This window comes from Pseudomonas sivasensis (genome assembly GCF_052938085.1).
In genome coordinates this window covers 2887319-2908331 of record NZ_CP176442.1, presented here as the reverse complement: position 1 = coordinate 2908331, position 21013 = coordinate 2887319, and the positions used below count along the sequence as shown (strand labels likewise).

Here is a 21013-nt window from a genome sequence, read left to right as displayed (position 1 = left end):
AAGAATAAAAACATCCAATAAGCTGCATTTTCTGCATAACCCTTGGCATCCCTGCAGGCACGCAAAAGCACCGCCTGCGAGCGCCGCAGGCGGTGTGGTGAGTCACTCAGTTAGCGGCTAATTGCGCCTCCGTACGCTCCTGTTCACGCAGCGGGCGCACCAGCCAGGCGACCACTGCGGTCAGCACCAGCAGGATCGCGGCCAACACCCAGAGCACGCCGTGGAACGCACTGTCATAGCCGCCGATAAACAGGCTGTGCACCGTGCCGGCCTGTTCCGTACTCAGGGCTTGCAACGACCCGGTGAGATTGCCGGCGGCCACGTCATCGATCCAGCGTTGCAGGGTCGAGGGATCGGGCGCCAGGCGGCTCAAGGTTGTGCGCAATTGGCTGTCCAGCAAGGTGGCCAGCAACGAACCATACAACGCCACAGCAATCGCCTCGCTGCCCAGGCGGAAGGTGTTAAGCAAACCGGCAGCCATCCCGGCTTTCTGCTCGGGCACGGTCTTGAGCGCCAGGCCATCCACCAACCCGGCCGACAATCCCATGCCAATGCCCACCAGCAGCAACGGCACTGCCAGTTGCCACAACGCCACGCCAACCTGGCTGACCAGCGCCAACGACACGACGCCCACCAGCAACGCAATTAGGCTGACCTTGAGAATGCCGATCGCCGACACCCCACGCGCCGCCCACTTGCCGGCCAGGATCGGACAGAACAGCATTGGCACCGTCAGCAGCAACATCGCCAGGCCTGCGTGGGTCGCGCTCAATTGCAGTACGCCGAACAAGTAGCTCGGCAAGTACGTCAGCAGCGTCACAAAGCCAAACGATGCCGCCACGGTGACCAACGCCAGGCCGACAAAAGGCCCGCTTGCCAGCAGCGACAGGTCCAGCATCGGCTGGCGATGGCGGCGTTCCTGCCAGGTAAATACCGCCAGCAACACCGCCGCGACCGCGACCAGGCCCAGCACGCCCGGGCTGCTCCAGCCCCACTGCGAGCCCTGCACGATGGCAACCATCAGCGCCAACAAGGCCAGCACAAATAACGTCGCGCCCGGCACATCAAAGCGTGCAGTGCGTTCTGCCAGTTCGCCGTCCCGCGTGATCAACGGGGTGCCCAACAGCACAATGACCAAGGTGACTGCGTGCGCCCAGAAAATCGCGCGCCAGCCGACGCTGTCCAGCAGTAAGCCGGACAAGGTCGGCCCCAGGCTCACACCCAGCCCCGCAACAGTGCCGAACAAGGCAAATGCGCGTAACCGCGCCGGCCCACTGAAGTGGGTGGAGAGGATGGCAATGCCGCACGAGAAAATCGCCGCCGCACCAATCCCCGCCAGCCCCCGTGCCGCGTCCAGCAACCACGCGCTGTCGGCCAACGCAGACAGCACCGAGGCCACCACATACAGCGACGCACCGGCGACAAAACAGCGCTTGCGCCCGAGCCGATCAGCCAGCGCGCCCCAGGCCAGGGTGAAGCAGGCAAACGCCAGGTTGAAGGCGTTGACCACCCATTGCAGGCTGGTCAACGGCGCCTGGATATCGGCGCCGATGGCCGGCAGTGCGAGGGCCGTGCCGGAGATGGAGCTGGGCACAACGAAGATCGCCAGCAGGATGATCGAGAGTAGAGCCGTGTCGGCAAACGAGTTTTTCATGGGTCCTTCCAGGGTCAGGTTGAAGTGAAACCGTGCACCGGCAAACGCACCGGTCGGCGCAGGATGATGCCGTCGACCCAGGGCACCTGGTCCGCCGGCACCGCCAGGCGCAAGTTGGGAAAGCGCTGCACCAGAATCTGCAACACCGTGGTGATTTCCAGGCGCGCGAGGGCCGCGCCCATGCAGTTGTGCATGCCGTAGCCGAACTGCAAATGCCGCGCGTCGTTACGGTCCAAGCGAATCGCCAAAGGTTCAGGAAACACCGCTGGGTCACGGTTGGCTGCAAATGCATCGGCGTAGATGATGCTGCCCTCGGGGATCAACCCCCACGGCCCGTCAAGGTCGACACTGGCCAGGCGCGGGAAGGTCGAGATGGTGCCCAGGGGGATCACGCGCAGCAGCTCTTCGACAGCATTCGGGATCAGCGCAGGGTCGTCCACCAACTGCTGCCACAGCTCGGGCGCGGCCAACAGGGTGTACACCGCCTTGGTGAGCACGGTAAGAATGTTCTGGTCGCCGCCGATCAGCACGCCGAGCAGGATGCCCACCAACTCCTTGTCGTTGAGTGGCGGTTCACTGTCGTTGCGGGTGGCGACGAAACGCTGGATCAGCCCATCGGGATAGGTAGGGCGCGCGCCCGTCACCAGGTCGGTGAGGTAGTTGTAGACGCCCCAGAATTGGTTCAGCAGCTCCGGCACATCTGCGTCCGACGCGACCTGCACCGTATGGCTGAGCGGCCGATAGTATTCACGGTCACTCAGGGGAATGCCGAGGAGTTGGCAGTCCACCGTCGCAGGAATGTGATCAAGCACCTGGGCAAACAGGTCTGCACCGGGGGCCTGGCGCTGTAATACATCCAGGCGCTCATGGGTCGCCTGCTGCACTTTTTCCGCCAGTAACGCCACCCCACTGGGGCTGAAATCCCGCGCGACCACTTTACGCAAGCGGCCGTGATCGGGAATGTCGTTGTTAAGCAGTAACTCTGGCGGCGTGATGGTGGGCAGAAAACTCGCACCGTCTTCTTCGTTGCACGGAGCGCGAATGGCGCGGTTGTCCAGCAGCAACGCCTGCACGTGTTCATAGCGGGTCAGGTGATACGCCAAGTGGCCGCTGGGCAAGAGGATCCTGGGCAAGCCATTGGCGGGGCTGGCGGGTTGATAGGCTGGCGGCGCATCCAGGTTGGGGATGCGCGCCACGGTGACTGGCGGGGTGGTGACGACGGCGATATTCATCAGGCAGGCTCCCCGACAGGTTGCACCAGGTTCACACCAGTCAGGCGCTGCAACTGGGTAAGGGCCTGGTGGTTGTCGATAAAGTGCAGCACTTGCCAGCCCAGCGCGGCGGCGGCGTCGATGTTTTCGGCCACGTCATCGATCAACAAACTGTCAGCCGCGCTGACGCCTGAGCGTGCGGTGGCGACCTCGAAGAACGCCGCTTCCGGCTTGCGGGTGCCTTCCCGGCTGGAATCAACGATCAGGTCGACCACCTCGTCCAAACCCACCATCGCCCGCCAGTGCTGCTCCCACTCCACCACGTTGTTGGTGAGGATGCCCACACGCAATCCAGCACGCTTGAGCGCACGCACCGCGGCCACCAACGGCGCATTGGCCGGCACTCCGGCGAACCAATGCTCGCCAAAGGTTTGCAGGCGCGCACGGGACAAATCAACCTGCGGGTCGCGACGCCGCAATGCCAATTCCAGGCGTTGGCCCCACTCCTTTTCGGTGAGCAAAGCGCTCTCCACCGGCGCCAGCATCGGCACGCCCAGTTCCTCGGCCACATCACTCATGGCCTGTTGCAGCACGCGCGGGGCCAAGCCGGTCTTGACCTGATACTGCTCGAACAACGCGGGGATCGGCGGCGACAGCACGCCCCCGAAATCGAACCAAATAAACTTCAAATCGCTCATCGCACACCCCCCGCAACCAAGGCCAACGGCTGGCTGGCCGCCACGGGCAACAACTCAAGCTCGGCTGTGGCAATCACCACGCCGCCCTGCTCCACGTCCAGGGCCAGAGTGATGCGCCCGTGTTCATCGATTGCCAGGGCATTGAGATCGGCACGCACCCGTGTCGGCAAACCGAACTCGCCGAAGCGGGTGAACACCACATGGCAACTGGACAACAGCCACTGATCAGGGGCGGCCTGCAATTGCCGATCCGCCACCACCAAGGCCGCTTGCCGGAAACCTTCGAGCAGCAGCATGCCGGGGATATGGTCGAGGGGATGGTCGAAGATCGCCGGGTTGTTAAGGTCCACAATCAGCGGCGCCACCAGGCGGTCGGCGCCCTGCTCCACGTCCTTGCCCAGCACCACGTTGTTCAGCCAATGGCGCCCTACCGCCGACGGGCTCAACGGTGGCGGCAGTTGCGCCAACGGGTCCGCGTCGACGGGAATCGCCGCCAGGCCACGGGCGCGCATCTTGTTCCACGCAGCGCCACTCATCCAACGGATGCTCATGCGTTCGTGCCGTGCGGCGACTTCGCCATTGATGCTCAGGGACATGTTCAGGGTCACGCCACTGCGCTCGCCATGGCGCAGGTATTCGTCCACCACAAACACATCGATCTGTGCCGACGCCGGGCGATCCCCCACCACCAGCAAACTGCGCTCGGTGACGCGAGTGACACTGTCCAGGTAAATAAACTTGTCCTGAGCACTCACATCCAAGAACGCATGAGAGATATAGATCGACGCCTGGCGGAACACTTCCAGCAATAACAACATGTCGTAGTGGGCCGAGCGATGCGTATGTTCACTGAAGTAACTGTGGGTACGCGGTAGTTGGGCGCTGCAGCGGAAGTGCCCCTCTTTTACCAACTCCGCGCCCGTCAGGAAGACTTCGCTGACAGCAGCACGGTGCACCATGCTACGCGGCACAGTGTTTTCGCAATGAATCGCCGGCGCTGGGCTGGCTGGATTTAGAACGGACAATTCAGACATGGGCATCTGTCTCCTGATGAGCTTTTCCGTAAGCGTGCAGACCGCTGTACAAGTCCATGACTTGTGAGCTTTGCGCGGACAACCCGATCTGGCTGTCAGTACCCTTGTGCAGATACTCCCTTATATTTTCACTGCACACTTAGATCAGTTTGATCGAAGCTTATAAGCGCAACTAAATGATCTAGAGACCGAACTAAGTGTTCTAACTTAGTAGTGAAAAAAAGCCCATGAAGTTGCTCAAGGTCGTAAAGAACATCACGACCCGGAGCAGATTGGCATGTTGAAAACAGGATTCACCCTGGCGCCCCTGGCGTGCGCATTGGCCCTGGGCGGCCTGGCGCTGCCAAGCCTGGTGCTGGCGCAAAACGATGCGGCCGCCGTACACAAGGTCATTGAGTTCAATATTCCCGCCGGGCCCCTGGATGAAGTGCTGCTGAGCATTTCCCAGCAAAGCGGCCATTCCATCGCTTTTGATCCCCCGCTGGTTGAAGGCCGCGCAAGTCGTTCGATCCAGGGCCGCTTGAGCCAGGAGCAGGCGCTGGGGATCGCCTTGAGTGGTTCACAACTGGGCTTCAGCCAGACCGCCAGCGGCGCCGTGTTGATCCATCGCCTGACGGACACCAGTACACCTGCAGCCGCGATCAGCAGCGAACCGGCCGCGCCACGCCTTAAGTCGGTTGAAGTGATCGGCACCCGCCGTAGCGATGTCACCGCCCTGCAAAGTGCGGCACCGGTGGATGTGATCAGCAACGAACAACTGGAGCGCAGCGGCACCGATAACCTGGCTAAGGCCCTGGAAACCCTGGTGCCGTCAGTGAACTACCCGCAAGTCAACGGCACCGATGGCGTGTCGTCGCAGCGGCCGGTGTCGCTGCGCGGCTTGGCGTCGGATCAAGTGCTGGTGCTGGTCAATGGCAAGCGTCGACACGCCTCGGCATTCGTCAACACCAAGGCCACCTTGGGCCGGGGTTCCCAGGCGGTGGACTTGTCGACGATTCCAGTCAGCGCCGTCGACCATATCGAAGTGCTGCGCGATGGCGCCTCGGCCCAATACGGCTCCGACGCAATAGCCGGGGTGATCAATATCGTGCTCAAGGAGCAGGATCACGGCGGCGCGGTGCAAAGCACCTTTGGCCAATACACCAAGGGCGATGGCTTTCGCCGCTCGGTCGGTGGCTGGACCGGTTTCACCTTGCCCGGCGACGGCTTCCTCACCCTCAGCGGCGAGGGCCTGCGCAGCGAGCGCACTTCCACCGGCGGCACCGATGGCCGGCAGTTCTACCCCACTGCAGATGCCCGCGAAGCGGATGCCGACCGTCATTGGCGCTACGGTTCTCCGGGGATTGAGGATTGGAACCTGGCGCTCAACACCGGCCTGTCGCTCAACGATGCGGTCGACCTCTATGGTTTCGCCACTTACCAGGACCGCACCGGTGAATCCCAGGCCACCTTTCGCCGGCCTATCGACGCCAACAACCTGGTGGCCGTGTACCCCAACGGATTCCTGCCCCTGCTCGATGTACGTTCGCGGGATGCGTCGGTCACTGGCGGGGTGAAATTGCGCGATGACAGCCTGGGCAGCTTCGATCTCAGCGCCAACTACGGCCGCAATCGCATCGACTACCACCTCAGTGATTCGCTCAACGCCAGCCTCGGACCTGCCAGCCCCACCAGCTTCAACGCCGGCGCGCTGATCAACGAGCAAACCAACGTCGGCCTGGACCATGTGAAGGAATTCAAGGTGGGCTGGGGCGCGGGCCCGCTGGTGTTTTCTAGTGGCCTGGCGTGGCGTAACGAAGCCTATGAAGTGATCGCCGGCGACCTTGCTTCCTGGACACACGGAACTGCTCTGCCCACCCGTGCAGGCGGCGCCCAGGGTTTTCCCGGCACCCAGGACAGTGACGAAGGCCGCTATGCACGCCATGTGTTCGGCGGCTACCTGGGCCTGGAGCAACAGCTCACCGACAAACTGCAACTGGGCCTGGCCGGGCGCAGCGAGCACTACGATGATTTTGGCACCACGACCACCGGCAAGTTTTCCGTACGCTACGACCTCACCCCGCAGTGGGGCCTGCGCTCGACGGTAAGCAGCGGTTACCGCGCGCCGACGTTGGGCCAGATCGGCACCTCGGCGACCCAGACCGAATTCAAGGCCGGCGACCCCACGGCCTATCAGGTCGGCACCGTCAGCGTGAACACGCCGGTAGCCCGGGCGTTGGGCGCCAGTGACCTGAAGCCGGAAAAATCCACCAGCCTGTCCCTTGGTGTGGTGTGGCAGCCGCTGGAGCGCGCGAGCGTCAGCGTCGACGCGTATCACATACGCATTCAGGACCGTATCGCCCTGTCGGAAACGCTCAGTGGCACCCAGGTCAGCCAGATCCTCGCCAGCCAAGGCTATGGCAATTACTCCGGCGTGAGCTTTTTCACCAACGCCCTGGACACCAAGACCAGCGGCATCGATGTGGCCGCCCACTATCGTCTGGACCTGGACGACGCCAGCCAACTGACCCTCAACGGCGCGTTCAACTACAGCAAGACCCAGGTCACCGATATCAAGGACACCCCCGGCCCCCTCGCCGGCACCGGCATCACGTTGATCAACCGCGAAGCCCTCAGCTACGTGGAAAGTGCCTCGCCCAATACCAAGCTGATCCTGGGGGCCGACTGGCGTAAAGGCGCGTGGCAGGCGAGTTTCAACACGATCCGCTATGGCACCTACACCCTCGATTCCAACCTCGGCGAAGCCCGCGACCAGACGTTTTCCGCGCAGTGGGTGAGCAATGCCAGCGTGTCCTACGACATCAGCCAGGCCCTCACTCTGACCCTGGGCGGCAACAACATTTTTGACAGCTACCCCGACAAGATCGACGTGGCCAACCGCTTTGTCGGTGGGCGCGTGGCCTACCAGAGCATCTCCCCGGCCGGTGCCGAAGGCGCCTTCTACTACGTGAAAGCCGACTACCGCTTCTGACCCTCATTAAGGAGTTCCCATGAGCTTTGATCCTGTGCGTTTTACCCAAGAGTTCGAGCATGACTTTGCACTGGCCAAGCAGTTGCTGATCAAGCATCAGGTGCTGTCGGGCAATGAGGCGGGAAATATCAGCCTGCGTGTTCCCGGCGAAGAGCGGCTGGTGATTGCCTCGTTGAGCGGGGCTGACAGCGGTGTGGCGGCGATTGTGGATTTCGAGTTGCAGCGCAGCCAGGGCAGCCTGACTGACAACCTCAAAGAGGTGGCGGCACTGCATGTGGCGATTTATCGCGAGCGGGGCCAGGTGAATGCGGTGATTCATACGCACTCGCCTTATCTGACGGCGTTTGCGATTGCGGGCCGGCCGTTGCGGGCCCATGCCTCTCAGTTGTTGGGGATTCTGGATGAGGATCAGGAGGTGCCACTGACGGCGTGGGGGCCGCGGTATGCGCCGGAGCCGGTGGTGGCGGCGTTGCGCGAGCATCCGCGGGCGCCGGCGGCGTTGCTGGCTAATCATGGTCCGTTTGCCTGGTCCGAGCGGGGGGTGTTGGCGGTTACGCGGTTGTTGATCAATTTGGAGGAGGCGGCGTATTTGACGTTTTTGGCGCAGCAGCTCGGTACTCCGCAGCCGTTTCCCAGTGGCGCGGCGCAGCGGTCGCGGTTGGGGTGGAGTGCGACATGAGCGGTGTTGCGACTGACACGGCACGGTCTGGGTTTGGGAGGGGTGGTGCGACGATTCGACTGGCTTTCGGTCGTGGGTTATCGGTGTGCATATCCGTTGCTGCGGTAACGGCGGCTTTGGGTTCCGCTCTTACAGCGGCTCACTTTTGGAAGAGCCCAAACGTAAGCAAAAGGCTCTTGCCCCACCACTCGGTGCCTCGCCTAGGCTCGGCATGCCCTCACTCCGGCCAGCGTGGTCGACGGGGCGCTGTAGATCAAAAGCCAGGTCAAAAGCCGGATCAAAAGCATCGCTTTGCGGGCTTCCGGCCGGGTGGGTTGGTTGCGGCGGTGCTTGCTTTCAGTGTGCTTTCGGCTCACGCCGAGGTTTTGCTCGAACGGGCTCAATCTCGTGGCACGCTCAATGTCTGCACCAGTGATGAGTTTCCTCCGTTCAAGATGCTGGATGCCCAGGGCAAGCCCAGTGGGTTGATCATGGATTTGATTGTTGATCTGCAGCAGCAGTTGTCTGCTCGGGTCGGTCAACCGTTGAAGTTGTCGTTGGTGCAGGTCAATCCGCTCAATCGTTTGTTGTTTCTCGATCAGGGACGTTGCGAGGTGTTGGTGACGTCCTTGTTGGACACGCCAGCCCGGCGTCGGGAAGTGGATTTTGCCAGTCCGGGGTTTTATAGCTCGGCGGCCACGGTGTTTGCGCCGAAAAGTACGGCGGTGCCCGATTGGGAAAGTCTGCGCGGCAAGACGCTCTGCGCGCCGGCCACAAGTGTGTGGGTGCGGCCATTCGAAAGCCGCTACGGCGTGCAGTTCGCGTCGTTTAACGGCACCGCCGAGGTGCGCAAGGCGGTGGCTGACAGTCGTTGCCTGGGGGCGATGGGGGATGATGCGTTGTACAGCGCCCTCGCCCGTCAACCTGAGTGGGCCGACTACGAGGTCAAGCTGCCGGGGCAGGCACCGGCGCCGTGGGGAATTGCCCTGCGCAAGGGCCAGCCGGAGTTGTTGGCGGCGGTGTCGAACATTGTCGAAGGCTGGCATGCCAAGGGTCTGATCATCGCCTTGGAGCAGCGTTACGGTCTGGCGCCGAATGCCTGGGTCGCGCAGCAGCATGCGCAGGCACGCCATGAGTGAGGTCAACCTGCGCCTGTGGCTGGAACAGCATGGCCTGTCGCTGAGCATCGTCTGGGACCCGATGGACCGTCAGCGTTTTCTGCTGGGCCTGGGCCTGACCTTGCTCTTGTCACTGGCAAGTATCGCGCTGTCGCTGTTGATCGGTGTCGTCGGCGCCGCCGGCCTGGGTTCGCGCCAAGGTCTGTGGCGCGGGATCAGCGACGCGTACGTGGCGTTGTTTCGCAACACGCCGCTGTTGGTGCAGTTGTTCTTTTTCTACTTCGGCGTGGGTGCGTTACTGCCGCTGGTGGACGGGGTGCGCCTGCTCAACGGCACGCAGTGGGCGATCATTGTGATCGCCCTGCACAGCGGCGCGTTCCAGGCAGTGAACCTGCGTGCCGGGATTGATGGGGTGCCACGCGCCACGCTCCAGGCGGCCGCCGCTCTGGGTATGCAGGAGCGCACCGTGCTGCGCCATATCGTGCTGCCGCTGGCGCTGCGCAATAGCCTGCCCGCGATGGGCAATACGGTGGTGCAGACCATCAAGTCCACCTCCATCGCCTATGCGATCGCGGTGCCGGAGTTGCTCTATGCGAGCAACCGAATCTGGTCGGATAACTTCAACGTCGCCGAGATGATGCAAGTGCTGTTGCTGGTCTGGCTGTTGTTGATCGGCCTCAGCAGTTGGCTGTTGCGCCGACTGGAGTATCACCTGCGCCTGCCGGGCCAGGAGTTGCCGAATGCTGCCTGAACCTTCGCCACTGATGCTGCTGTGGCAGTGGGCCCCGGCGCTGTTGCAAGGCTTTGGCCTGAATATCCTGATGGGCGTCACCGCCATGTTGGTGGCGACGGTCCTCGGCGTCCTGCTTGGCAGCCTGCAAGTCAGTGCTCGCCCGGCTCTGCGCCGTGGTGCCGGACATCTGAGCCGTTTGCTGCGCAACCTGCCCTGGCTGGTGGTGATGTTTTACGTGGCCTACTTGCTGCCTTACGAAGTGCAGTGGGCCGGGCGCTGGTGGCAGTTGCCGGACTGGCTGAAAGTCGCGCTGGGCCTGGCGTTGCCCGCCATCGGCTACGTCTCGGAGATTGTGCGCGGCGGCGTGTACGCGGTGCCGTCGGGCCAGTGGGAGGCCGCCCAGGCCTTGGGGCTGCGCCACGGCCAGGCCCTGCGCTACGTGATCATTCCGCAGACCCTGCCAAGCCTGGTAGCGCCGTGGATGAACCTGTATTGCGCGGTGACCATGTCCACTTCCCTGGCCAATCTGCTGGGGGTGGAAGAGCTGATGACCACCCTGCAATCGCACCTCTCCAGCCAATTGCGCAGCGACCTGCTGCTGCCCGCCTATGGCGTGGTGTTTATCGCGTTCTTTCTCTACATCTATCCCCTTTCACGCTGGGCCAAACGGCTGGAACGCCGATGAGCCTTTCGACGAGTACCACGACCATGCGCGACGACACCCTGTTGACCCACCTCGGCCGTGATCCGGCCAACCATGCCGGTACCGTCAACACCCCGGTGTATCGCAGCTCGACCTTTATCTGGCCCGACACCAGCACCCTGACAAACCACCTCCAGCAGACCGATGACCCGCACTACCGCGGGCATATCTACGGACGCAACGGCAACCCCACCACCGCCGCGTTCGAAGACGCCGTGGCCGAATTGGAGGGCGGTTTTCGGGGGCTGATCATGCCCAGCGGCCTGGCGGCGATTGTCGGTGCGGTGTTGGCCGTGGCGCGGGCCGGCGACCATATTTTAGTCACCGACAACTGCTACTGGCATGCGCGCCAGGTGTTCGACCAAATCCTGCCGCGCTATGGCATCCAGGCCAGCTATTTCGCGCCGATGCTCGGCGCGGATATCGCCGGCTTGCTGCGCCCGAATACCCGCCTGGTGTATGCCGAAGCGCCCGGTTCAAGCACGTTCGAAGTGCAGGATATTCCCGCCCTCGCCCACGCGGCCCACGCCCATGGCGCGCTGCTGATGCTCGATAACACCTGGGCCACGCCGCTGTTTTTCAAGGCGTTTGAACACGGCGTGGATATCTCGATCCATGCCGCCACCAAGTACCTGGTGGGCCACAGCGACGCGATGCTCGGCGTGATCGTCACCACGCAAGCGCTTTACCCCGGCGTGCGTGAAACCGTGCGTCAGCTGGGCTATATCGCCAGTGCCGACGACGCCTACCTGGGCCTGCGGGGCCTGCGCACCCTCGGTGTGCGCCTGCGCCAGCACGAGCGCTCGGCACTGACCGTTGCGCAGTGGTTGCTACAGCGTCCGCAAGTCGCCCAAGTGCTGCATCCGGCCTTACCGGGCGCGACGGGACACGACGTGTTCAAACGCGACTTTCTCGGCTCCACCGGCCTGTTCGGCGTGGTGCTCAAACCCATCTCAGAACCGCAAACCAAAAGCTTTCTGGAAAGCCTTCGGCTGTTCGCCATGGGCGCCAGTTGGGGCGGTTTCGAAAGCCTGATCCGCCAGCAGCAACGCCACCCTTCGGCCCAGATTGAACCCGGCGTGTTGCTGCGCCTGCACGTGGGCCTTGAAGCCGTCGAAGACCTGATCGCCGACCTGCAACAAGGCCTTGAACGCCTGACTGTCACCCCATCTGCCCCAAGGAGTCTGCCATGAGCCAAACACTGCCCACCCACTACAGCATTTGCCCGCTGCTGGTCGCGTCCAACATCGCCGTGGAACTCGGCTGGCTGGATGAGGAATACCAGCGCGTCGGTGCCGAAGCGATCTACCTGCGCTCGCTGCCCGATAACCAGGGCTGGCTGCCGCACTTCACCCATGGCGAGTCGCGGTTAATTCGTGACGGCGGCGCCGTGCCCGCCCTGTGGGCGCGTGCGGATCAGGCCGACACGCTGCTGGTGGCCACCACGGCGAGCCAACGCGCCGGGCAGATTCTGGTACGCGCCGACGGGCGTATCCGCCAGGTCGCGGACCTATTCGGCAAACGCATCGGCGTCCCGGTCAGCCGTAACAAGGCGCGGGTGGATGTGCTCAAGGCGCTGGCCGAGCATGGCCTGTTCAATGCGCTGCAACTGGCCGGACTGGAGCCGTCCCAGGTGCGGCTGATCGAGCTGGAGGATGAAGGCGATCCCCACACTTTGCAGCCGGCCGCGCGGCCATCGGCGTTCTGGGCGCAATTGCACGGCCTGCACGGCAAGCCGGGCCAGGAAGTCCGTGCATTGGCTGAAGGCCGTGTGGAGGCGGTGCATATCGCCGCCGGGCACGTGCCGGCGTTGCTCGCCAGCGGTGAATTCACGGTGATCGAAGACCTGGAGCGCTACCCCGACTGGACACTGAAAAACCACAACGGCCCCTACGCCACCACCGTCAACCGTGCCTTTGCCGAGCAACACCCCCAGGTAGTCGTGGCGTTCCTGCGTGCGGCGATCCGCGCGGGGCGCTGGATCAACCAGCACCGCGAGGCCGCCGCTGAGTTGTTCACCCGCGTGACGTTCCTGCCGGATGCCGGGTTTATCCGCCAGGCCATCGCCGAGCTGGATTTTGTACCGCAACTGGGCCCGCAGAACCTCGCCGCGCTGGAGCTGAAAAAGGATTTCCTGGTGCAGCGCGGTTTCTTGCAGAACGACTTCAGCGTGCATGAGTGGGCCCGGCCCGACTTCCTCGCCCAGGCCCACGCCGGGCTCTAACATTCCAACCAAGGACGAACAATGATTGCTCAGTACCGTAAAACCCTGCTCGCCAGCCTGCTGCTGGCCGACTCCACGTGGGCCGCGCAAACCGCCAGCTCCACCGAACCGCAACTGAGCAAGGTCGAGGTGGTCGGCGCACGCGTCACCGAAGCCAGCGCCGCCATCGGCGAAGACAAGATCAGCAACACCCTGAGCATCTCGCACCAGGCGCTGCTGTCGGCGCCGGCGGGCACCTCGGGGCTGAAAATGCTCGAAGCGCTACCGGGCTTCAACGTGCAGGTCAACGATGCGCTGGGCTTGTATGAGTTCGGCAACTCGGTGTTCGTGCGGGCGTTCAATTTGCAGCAGATCGGTTTTTCCATCGACGGCGTGCCGTTGGGCCGTACCGACCAGTTTGGCGGCAGCCCGATCTATCGCTACGTCGACAACGAAAACACCGAACGGGTCACGGCCTCTACCGGGGCCGGGGATGTGTCGCAATCGGGCTATGCGTCACTGGGTCCGTATGTGGATTACCAGACCAGCAACCCCACGGTGAAGCCTGGCGTGAGCCTGTCCTATACCTTGGGCAGCGACAGTCTGCGGCGCAGTTTCGTCAAGTTGCAAAGCGGCGAATACCAAGGCCTGTCAGCGTATTTCAGCCGTTCAAAAATCGACGGCGACCTGTGGCGCGGCCCCGGTACCATCGATCGCGAACACTTGGAGGCCAAAGTGCGTTATCGCTTCGGTGATCGCGATGAAGTGTGGCTGCGCGCGGAGCACAACTCGTTCTACGACTATGACTCGCCCTACGTCAGCATCGCCCAGTACGACGGCAGCGCCAACGACCTCTTCGGGCGTTCGGGCCGTTACTTCGCCTACCTGGACAGCCTTCCCGATCTCCCCGAGAGCGTGCCGGGTGTGCGCTACAGCAACACCGGCTACAACCAGTTCTACAAACAGGCGGTGAACCAGCGGCGCGACACCTTGTACAGCCTCGGCGGCCAGTTCGAGATCCGCCCGGACCTGCTCAACTACACCACCCTGTACTACGAAGCCAAGAAGGGCTTTGGCGTGTCGCCCGAGGCCTACGCCACCTCCCTGGCGCTGCACAATGCCGAAAGCAATGTGGACGGTCTGTTCGCCCCCAAAGGCGTGCAATACGGGCTGTCGTCCCTGAGCGGGCACCGGTTCGGAGGGCGTACCGGGCTGCAATGGGAAGTGGGTCAACACCAGATCGACACCGGGCTGTGGGCCGAGACCGATGTGTTCAACCGCCAGCAAGGCCGCTACAACCTCACCGATGGCAGCCCGGCTGGCGAGCCGCTGTTCAATGAACCGGTGCACCTGCAAGGGGATTTCAGCTCCACGCGCAATTCGTTGCAGTACCACCTCAAGGACACCTGGACCCTGCTCGATGATCGCCTGCGCCTGCAATTCGGCTTCAAGAGCCTGAACCTCAAGTACCGCATCGAGGGCTATCGCAACGCCGGTGACTACATCAACAACCGCCAGCCGCGCCTCAGTACCCAATGGAACGACGCCTTCCTGCCCCAGGCCGGGCTGGTCTACAACCTCACCGACGACACCCAAGTGTTCGCCTCTTACTCGGAAAACATGGCCCTGCCCCGTGGCGCCGACGACATTTTCCGCGCTGCCAGCCCCAGCGCACCGCCGCCGGATGCCGAACGGGCGAAGAACTACGAGGTGGGCTATCGCATCAACCGCCCGACCTTTAACGCCGCCTGGGCGCTGTACCGCACCGACTTCGACAACCGCCTGCAAGCCTTCGCCTCAGCAGTGCCCGGCAGCAGCCAGGTGGAAACCTACTACCAGAACGTCGGCAAGGTGCAGGCCTACGGCACGGAGCTGAGCGGTCAATGGAAACCACCGATCCTGGCCGACAAGGTAGTGCTCAACGGCAACCTGACCTACAACAAATCCACCTTCCAGAACGATGCCGCCGGCCTGTCGATCCGTGACAATGACGTGCCCGACAGCCCCCGCTGGCTGGCACAGGCCGGGGTTACTTACGAGCTGGCACCGTGGGCGTTGCTTAACTTTTCGGCGCGCTACATCGGCGAGCGCTACAGCAACTTCACCAACAGTGAATCGGTGCCCGGCTACACCCTGTACAACGCCTACCTGGACCTGGGCGGCGAGCGCGTGCATTACGGCCCGCTGAAAAACGTCAAGTTGCGCTTTAACGTCGACAACCTGTTCGACAAGGACTACCTGGGCTACATCCTCACCAGCACGAGCGGCCCCGCCGTGTTCCGACCGGGTTCGCCGCGCACGTTCCAAAGCACCTTGAGCATGGAGTTTTGAACATGTCCAAGCGCCTGCTGATCCTCGCCTTGTTGCCGTTTCTGGCCCACGCGCAAGTGAGTCCCACGACCCTCGCCCTGCACCAGCGCCTGCTGGTGCTGGACAGCCACCTCGACACACCGCTGACCCTGACCCGCCCCGGTTGGAACATCCTGGAGCGCCACGACTACGAACAGGACGGCAGCCAGGTCGACCTGCCGCGCATGCGCGAAGGCGGCCTGGATGGTGGTTTTTTTGCGGTCTACACCCCTCAGGGCCCACGCACCGAGGAAGGCCGTGCCTACGCCAGCGCATATGGCCTGGCCACCCTCACGCGCATCCGCGACGTCATCGACCGCAACCCCGACAGCTTTGCCCTGGCCCTCACCGCCGACGACGCCCGGCGCATCGCCGCCCAAGGCAAGCGCGTGGTGTTTATCAGCATGGAAAACGCCGACCCGCTGAGCTCCGATCCCGATTTGCTCAACACCTACTACCGCCAAGGCCTGCGCATGCTCGGCCTGGTGCATTTCATGAACAACGACCTGGCCGACTCGGCCACCGCCCTGCCGGAATGGAAAGGCCTGAGCCCCAAGGGCCGCGACCTGGTGCAGCGAGCCAACCGCCTGGGCATCCTGCTGGACGTGTCCCACGCCAGCGACGCGGTGTTCGACCAAATGCTGGCGTTGTCCAGCGCCCCACTGATCGCCTCCCACTCCAGCAGCCGCGCGGTCAACCCGCACCCGCGCAACCTCGACGACAACCGCGTGCGCCAACTGGCGGCCAAGGGCGGTGTCATCCAGGTCAACGCCTACAGCGACTACCTGATCCCCCTCACGCCCAACCCGGAACGCAACAAAGCCATGGCCGCCCTCGGTGCACGCTTTCACAACCTTGCCGCCCTGAGTCCAGAACAGATCAAGACGCTCTACCAAGAACGCGACACCCTCAACCAACGCTTCGCCCAACCCAAGGCGAGCCTCGATGTGTTCATGAAGCACCTGCTGCATTTGCTCGAAGTGGCCGGCCCCGATCACGTCGGCATAGGCGCCGACTGGGATGGCGGCGGTGGCGTGACCGGGCTGGAAGATGTCAGCCAGTTGCCGGTGATTACCCAGCGGTTGTTGGATGCCGGGTATAGCGAGGCGCAGATCGCGAATATCTGGAGTGGGAATTTGTTGCGGGTGTTGCAGGCGGCGCAATCCGCCGCCCTGTAGCCTTAACCTACTGCCACCCTCCCCCCATCACCTTATATAAACTCACCCGATTACTCTGCTCCGCCAGGCGCAGGGTGATCAGGTCCTGCTGGGCGCTGTACAGCGATCGCTGGGAGTCCAGGGCTTCGAGGTAGCTTTGCGAGCCGGCGCGGTAGAGCGCGTCGGACAGGTCGTAGCTCTTCTGGCTGGCATCGGTCAGCGCTTGCTGGGCGGTGAGGCGTTGGTCCAGGGTGCTGCGCACGGCCAGGGCATCGGCGACTTCCTTGAATGCGGTTTGCAGGGTTTGCTGGTAGGTCTGCACCTGGATCTCTTTCTCGACCTTGGCCGCATCCAGGGTCGCGCGGTTGCTGCCGGCATCGAAGATCGGCAGGCTGATGCTCGGGGCGAAGGTCCAGGCGCCGCTGCCGGCCTTGAACAGGCTGGACAGTGACGAACTGGCGGAGCCCGCATTCGCGGTGAGGCTGATGCTGGGGAAAAACGCCGCGCGGGCCGCGCCAATGTCGATGTTCGCGGACTTGAGGCTGTGCTCCGCAGCGAGGACATCGGGGCGTCGCTGCAACAGGCTCGACGGCAGTTCGGCCGGCACCTGCACCAACGCCGCCGCCGATTGCAGATGGGTGTCGGGCAGCAGGGCGTCGGGAATGTCGCTGCCAACCAGCAGGCGCAAGGCGTTGCGATCCTGGAGAATCTGGCTCTGATACTCGGCCACATCGACCCGCGCTGACTCGACGGTGGTTTGCGCCTGGGCCACAGCCAACGCCGTGGAACCACCCAGGGCGTGGCTGCGCTGGGTCAGTTCGTAGGTGGATTGCTGACTGGCCAGGATCTCCTCGGCCAGGTGCAGGTGCTCATTGTCGGCGGCCAGGGTCAGCCAGGCGGTGGCCACTTCGGCCACCAGGCTGATTTGCGTGCTGCGCCGGGTTTCGGTCAGCGCCAGGTAGTCTTCCAGCGCTTCGTCCTGCAGGTTCTGCACGCGGCCGAACACGTCGACTTCATAGCTGCTCAGCCCCAGTTGGGCACTGTAGTCGTGGCTGGTGACGGCCGTGCCGCTGCTGGACAGCGAACCCGGCGTGCGGCTGTGAGTACCGCTGACGCTGGCGTCGATGGTCGGGAACGCCGCGGCGCGCTGGATGCGGTATTGCGCCTGGGCCTTCTCGATATTCAGGCTGGCCAGGCGCAGGTCGCGGTTATTGGCCAGCGCCAGGGTTTGCAGGTGTGCCAGGCGGCGGTCGGTAAAGAACTGCTGCCACTGGATGTCGGCCGGCACCTCACCCTGCACGCCCGCTTGCCATTCGCCAGGCACCGGGGCTTCAGGCTGTTGATACTGCGGCGCCAGGTTGATGCAGCCGCTCAGGACCAAGGCGGCCACTAACGGCCAGAGAAAGCGGATCATGCGTCACCTTTTTCGACAGTGGGCGTCGTGCTGACACGGCCAAAGCGGCGGCGGATCAACACAAAAAACAGCGGTACAAAGAAGATCCCCAGCACCGTGGCGCTGAACATGCCGCCCAGCACACCGGTACCGATGGCGCGACGCCCGGCGGAACCTGCGCCACTGCTCACGGCCAGGGGCAGCACGCCGAACATGAAGGCCAGCGAGGTCATCAGGATCGGCCGCAAGCGCTGGCGCACGGCAATCAGCGTCGCCTCGCGCAGGCTGTTGCCCTGCTCTTGCAGGTGCTTGGCAAATTCGACGATCAGGATCGCGTTTTTAGCCGCCAGCCCAACGGTGGTCAGCAGGCCAACCTGGAAGTACACGTCATTGCTCAACCCGGTCAATCGCGTGGCCAACACCGCGCCGACGATGCCCAGCGGCACCACCAGAATCACCGAGAACGGCACCGACCAGCTCTCGTACAGCGCGGCCAGGCACAGGAACACAAACAGGATGGACACCGCATACAGCAACGGCGCCTGGGAGCCGGAAAGACGCAGTTGGTAGGACTGGCCGGTCCACTCGTAGCCGATGCCATCGGGCAGTTGCCGAGCAATCGCTTCCACCGCGTCCATCGCAGCGCCGGAGCTCACGCCGGGCGCCGGGTCGCCGACCACCTCCAGGGAAGATGTGCCGTTGTAGCGCTCCAGCAAAGGCGAGCCATAGCTCCAGGCACTGCTGGCAAATGACGAAAACGGCACCATTTCACCGTTGCTGTTGCGCACGAACCAGTGATCCAGATCGGCCGCTTGCATGCGGGTGCTGGCGTCGCCCTGCACGTAGACCTTCTTCACGCGGCCCTGGTTGAGGAAGTCGTTCACATACGTGCCGCCCAACGCCGTGGACAGGGTGCTGTTGATGTCGCTGGTGCTCAGGCTCAAGGCCCCCGCCTTGCGGTCATCGATGCTGATTTTGAGTTGCGGTGCGTCGTCCAGGCCATTGCTGCGTACGCCCAGCAGGCGCGGGTCTTGCCTGGCCAGCGCAATAAACTGCTCGCGCGCCGCCACCAACGCATCGTGGCCAAGACCGGCGAGGTCCTTGAGCTGCAAATCAAACCCTGAACTCTGGCCCAGGCCGCGCACGGCGGGCGGTTGCATCACGAACACATCGGCATCGCCAATGCTTGCCAGTGCCAACGTGGCGCGTTGGGCAATCGTAGCGGCATCGTCTGAGCGCTCACTCCAGTCCTTCAAGCGAATAAACGCGCGCGCGGTGTTCTGGCTGTTGCCGCCCATGCCCAGCCCGCTGATGCTGATCATCGCCTCGACTTCCGGCTGCTTGAGCATGTACTGCTCGAACTGGTGCAACACCGCCTGGGTACGGCTGTCGGTGGCCCCCACCGGCAGCTGGATTTGCGCCATGAGAATGCCCTGGTCCTCATCCGGCAGGAACGAGGTGGGCAAGCTGGCGTAACCCGCTGCCATGGCTGCGGCGATCAGCGCGTACACCACCAGGCTGCGGCGTGAGCGTTTCAGGACACCGCCAACCAACGCTTCATACGCGCGGGAGCAACGATCAAAGGAACGATTGAACCAGCCGAAAAAGCCCCGTTGAACGGCGTGCCCTGGCTTGAGCAGCGTGGCGCACAGTGCTGGCGTGAGGGTCATTGCGACCACCACCGAAAGCACCATGGCCGAGACGATGGTCACCGAAAACTGCCGATAGATAATCCCGGTGGAACCCCCAAAAAACGCCATGGGAATAAACACCGCACTCAACACCAGGGCGATGCCGACCAGTGCGCTGGTAATTTCATCCATCGATTGCCGCGTGGCCGCCAGGGCCGACAAGCCCTGCTCGGCCATCACCCGTTCGACGTTTTCCACCACCACAATCGCATCGTCGACCAGCAACCCAATGGCCAGGACCATGGCAAACATGGTCAGGGTATTGATCGAGTACCCGAACAACGCCAACACGCCAAACGTGCCCAACAGAACCACCGGCACCGTGATCGCCGGGATCAGCGTAGCGCGCAGGTTTTGCAGGAACAGGAACATGATCAGCACCACCAGCACGATGGCCTCGCCCAGGGACTTGACCACTTCCTCGATGGACAGGCTCACAAAGGGCGTGGTGTCGTAGGCGATCACGTTCTTCAATTGCATTTCAGTGGGGTAAAACGGCGCCAGCTCCTTGAGCTTGGCCTTGACTGCCTCGCCCACGTCCAGCGCATTGGCGCCCGCCGCCAGTTGCACGCCCATGGCGGCGGCCGGCTTGCCGTTGAGGGCCGAGTTGATGTCATAGCTTTCGCTGCCCAACTCCACTGTCGCCACGTCGCCGAGCAGTACTACCGCGCCGTCGCTGCTGGACTTGATCACCACGTTGCGGAACGCTTCGGCCGTTTGCAGTTTGCTGCGCGCGCTGATGGTGGCATTGAGTTGCTGCCCCTTCACCGCCGGCAGTGCGCCGAGTTGGCCGGCTGACACTTCGGTGTTTTGCGCCTCCAGCGCAGAGCTCACATCCGACGGCATCAGCGCGTATTTTTCCAGTAGCGCCGGGTTTAGCCAGATGCGCATGGCGTAGCCAGAACCGAGGGTCTGTACGTCGCCCACGCCGTCGATACGGCTGATGGAATCGAGCAAGGTGCTGGAGATGTAGTCACCAATCTGGGTCCCGGTGACGCTGGGATTATCCGAGGCCAGGGCGGCAATCATCAAAAAGTCCGAACCGCCCTTGGTCACGGTCAAGCCTTCGCTCTGCACCGACTGCGGCAAGCGCGACTCGGCCTGTTGCAGCTTGTTCTGCACCTGCATCTGCGCCACATCCGGGTCGGTGCCGGCGCCAAAGGTCAGGCTGATACTGGCGCTGCCCGCCGAACTGCTGGAGGCGGACATGTAGGTCAGGTTGTCCAGGCCTTTCATTTGCTGCTCGATGACCTGGGTCACCGAGTCTTCGACGGTCTTGGCCGACGCGCCGGTGTAGGTGGCGGAAATACGCACGGTGGGCGGCGCGATGTCCGGGTACTGCTCCAGCGGCAACTGGCTGATGGATAACGCACCGCCGAGCATGATGACGATGGCGATGACCCAGGCGAAAATCGGTCGATCAATAAAGAAACGCGCCAT

General features: G+C 63.2%; 15 protein-coding genes. 9 read left to right on the top strand and 6 right to left on the bottom strand.

Translation table 11 applies throughout. The features are described from left to right. Positions 1–106 precede the first annotated feature (106 nt). From ACKZ62_RS13340 to ACKZ62_RS13325, 4 genes are read right to left on the bottom strand one after another with little or no spacing between them, the layout of a single operon-like run. Entirely contained in the window at positions 107–1654 is a 1548-nt protein-coding gene (locus tag ACKZ62_RS13340; protein ID WP_447096817.1) for an MFS transporter, read from the bottom strand. 14 nt (positions 1655–1668) lie between these two features. After that, the gene (locus ACKZ62_RS13335) at positions 1669–2886 is read right to left on the bottom strand and encodes a cytochrome P450 (protein WP_095184694.1); all 1218 of its coding nucleotides are present in this window, start codon (positions 2884–2886) and stop codon (positions 1669–1671) included. Beyond that, on the bottom strand, positions 2886–3563 hold the full coding sequence (locus ACKZ62_RS13330; RefSeq protein WP_447096816.1) for an HAD family hydrolase: 678 nt from the start codon (positions 3561–3563) through the stop codon (positions 2886–2888). Before ACKZ62_RS13330 ends, ACKZ62_RS13335 begins: the two co-directional genes overlap by 1 nt. After that, positions 3560–4597, bottom strand: a complete 1038-nt coding sequence (locus ACKZ62_RS13325) for a ScbA/BarX family gamma-butyrolactone biosynthesis protein (protein ID WP_163033206.1) — start codon at positions 4595–4597, stop codon at positions 3560–3562. Before ACKZ62_RS13325 ends, ACKZ62_RS13330 begins: the two co-directional genes overlap by 4 nt. Before the next feature lie 277 nt (positions 4598–4874). On the opposite strand from ACKZ62_RS13325, the gene ACKZ62_RS13320 reads away from it, so the two are divergent. The 9 genes from ACKZ62_RS13320 to ACKZ62_RS13280 all read left to right on the top strand — a co-directional run bounded on the left by ACKZ62_RS13320 (position 4875) and on the right by ACKZ62_RS13280 (position 16510). Continuing rightward, a complete protein-coding gene (locus ACKZ62_RS13320; RefSeq protein WP_447096815.1) occupies positions 4875–7568 on the top strand; it encodes a TonB-dependent receptor domain-containing protein in 2694 nt (897 codons plus the stop codon). A 19-nt stretch (positions 7569–7587) separates the two neighbouring features. After that, entirely contained in the window at positions 7588–8247 is a 660-nt protein-coding gene (locus ACKZ62_RS13315; protein ID WP_095184690.1) for a class II aldolase/adducin family protein, read from the top strand. 326 nt (positions 8248–8573) lie between these two features. Beyond that, the gene (locus ACKZ62_RS13310) at positions 8574–9365 is read left to right on the top strand and encodes a transporter substrate-binding domain-containing protein (RefSeq protein WP_143521224.1); all 792 of its coding nucleotides are present in this window, start codon (positions 8574–8576) and stop codon (positions 9363–9365) included. Then, entirely contained in the window at positions 9358–10095 is a 738-nt protein-coding gene (locus tag ACKZ62_RS13305) for an amino acid ABC transporter permease (RefSeq protein ID WP_206193890.1), read from the top strand. Before ACKZ62_RS13310 ends, ACKZ62_RS13305 begins: the two co-directional genes overlap by 8 nt. Further along, positions 10085–10762: an amino acid ABC transporter permease gene (locus ACKZ62_RS13300; protein WP_095184688.1), complete on the top strand. Its 678-nt coding sequence runs from the start codon at positions 10085–10087 to the stop codon at positions 10760–10762. The genes ACKZ62_RS13305 and ACKZ62_RS13300 overlap by 11 nt, the downstream gene beginning before the upstream one ends. Continuing rightward, entirely contained in the window at positions 10759–11973 is a 1215-nt protein-coding gene (gene metC, locus ACKZ62_RS13295; protein ID WP_447096814.1) for a cystathionine beta-lyase, read from the top strand. The genes ACKZ62_RS13300 and metC overlap by 4 nt, the downstream gene beginning before the upstream one ends. Next, positions 11970–13004 carry an ABC transporter substrate-binding protein gene (locus tag ACKZ62_RS13290; RefSeq protein WP_122680939.1) on the top strand — a complete coding sequence of 345 codons (1035 nt, stop codon included), beginning with the start codon at positions 11970–11972 and terminating at the stop codon, positions 13002–13004. The genes metC and ACKZ62_RS13290 overlap by 4 nt, the downstream gene beginning before the upstream one ends. A gap of 21 nt (positions 13005–13025) precedes the next feature. Continuing rightward, positions 13026–15314, top strand: a complete 2289-nt coding sequence (locus ACKZ62_RS13285) for a TonB-dependent receptor (protein WP_447096813.1) — start codon at positions 13026–13028, stop codon at positions 15312–15314. Positions 15315–15316: 2 nt separating this feature from the next. Continuing rightward, complete coding sequence (locus ACKZ62_RS13280; RefSeq protein WP_447096812.1) at positions 15317–16510, top strand: dipeptidase; 1194 nt, start codon at positions 15317–15319, stop codon at positions 16508–16510. 7 nt (positions 16511–16517) lie between these two features. On the opposite strand, the gene ACKZ62_RS13275 is transcribed toward ACKZ62_RS13280, so the two are convergent. Together ACKZ62_RS13275 and ACKZ62_RS13270 are read right to left on the bottom strand one after the other, a co-directional pair. Next, complete coding sequence (locus ACKZ62_RS13275; protein ID WP_447096811.1) at positions 16518–17903, bottom strand: efflux transporter outer membrane subunit; 1386 nt, start codon at positions 17901–17903, stop codon at positions 16518–16520. Continuing rightward, a complete protein-coding gene (locus tag ACKZ62_RS13270) occupies positions 17900–21013 on the bottom strand; it encodes an efflux RND transporter permease subunit (protein ID WP_447096810.1) in 3114 nt (1037 codons plus the stop codon). The genes ACKZ62_RS13275 and ACKZ62_RS13270 overlap by 4 nt, the downstream gene beginning before the upstream one ends.

Coding starts and splice junctions, on each gene's coding strand:
- ACKZ62_RS13340 (WP_447096817.1), bottom strand. CDS start 1,654: ATGAAAAACTCGTTTGCCGACACGGCTCTACTCTCGATCATCCTGCTG.
- ACKZ62_RS13335 (WP_095184694.1), bottom strand. CDS start 2,886: ATGAATATCGCCGTCGTCACCACCCCGCCAGTCACCGTGGCGCGCATC.
- ACKZ62_RS13330 (WP_447096816.1), bottom strand. CDS start 3,563: ATGAGCGATTTGAAGTTTATTTGGTTCGATTTCGGGGGCGTGCTGTCG.
- ACKZ62_RS13325 (WP_163033206.1), bottom strand. CDS start 4,597: ATGTCTGAATTGTCCGTTCTAAATCCAGCCAGCCCAGCGCCGGCGATT.
- ACKZ62_RS13320 (WP_447096815.1), top strand. CDS start 4,875: ATGTTGAAAACAGGATTCACCCTGGCGCCCCTGGCGTGCGCATTGGCC.
- ACKZ62_RS13315 (WP_095184690.1), top strand. CDS start 7,588: ATGAGCTTTGATCCTGTGCGTTTTACCCAAGAGTTCGAGCATGACTTT.
- ACKZ62_RS13305 (WP_206193890.1), top strand. CDS start 9,358: ATGAGTGAGGTCAACCTGCGCCTGTGGCTGGAACAGCATGGCCTGTCG.
- ACKZ62_RS13300 (WP_095184688.1), top strand. CDS start 10,085: ATGCTGCCTGAACCTTCGCCACTGATGCTGCTGTGGCAGTGGGCCCCG.
- metC (WP_447096814.1), top strand. CDS start 10,759: ATGAGCCTTTCGACGAGTACCACGACCATGCGCGACGACACCCTGTTG.
- ACKZ62_RS13290 (WP_122680939.1), top strand. CDS start 11,970: ATGAGCCAAACACTGCCCACCCACTACAGCATTTGCCCGCTGCTGGTC.
- ACKZ62_RS13285 (WP_447096813.1), top strand. CDS start 13,026: ATGATTGCTCAGTACCGTAAAACCCTGCTCGCCAGCCTGCTGCTGGCC.
- ACKZ62_RS13280 (WP_447096812.1), top strand. CDS start 15,317: ATGTCCAAGCGCCTGCTGATCCTCGCCTTGTTGCCGTTTCTGGCCCAC.
- ACKZ62_RS13275 (WP_447096811.1), bottom strand. CDS start 17,903: ATGATCCGCTTTCTCTGGCCGTTAGTGGCCGCCTTGGTCCTGAGCGGC.
- ACKZ62_RS13270 (WP_447096810.1), bottom strand. CDS start 21,013: ATGGCGCGTTTCTTTATTGATCGACCGATTTTCGCCTGGGTCATCGCC.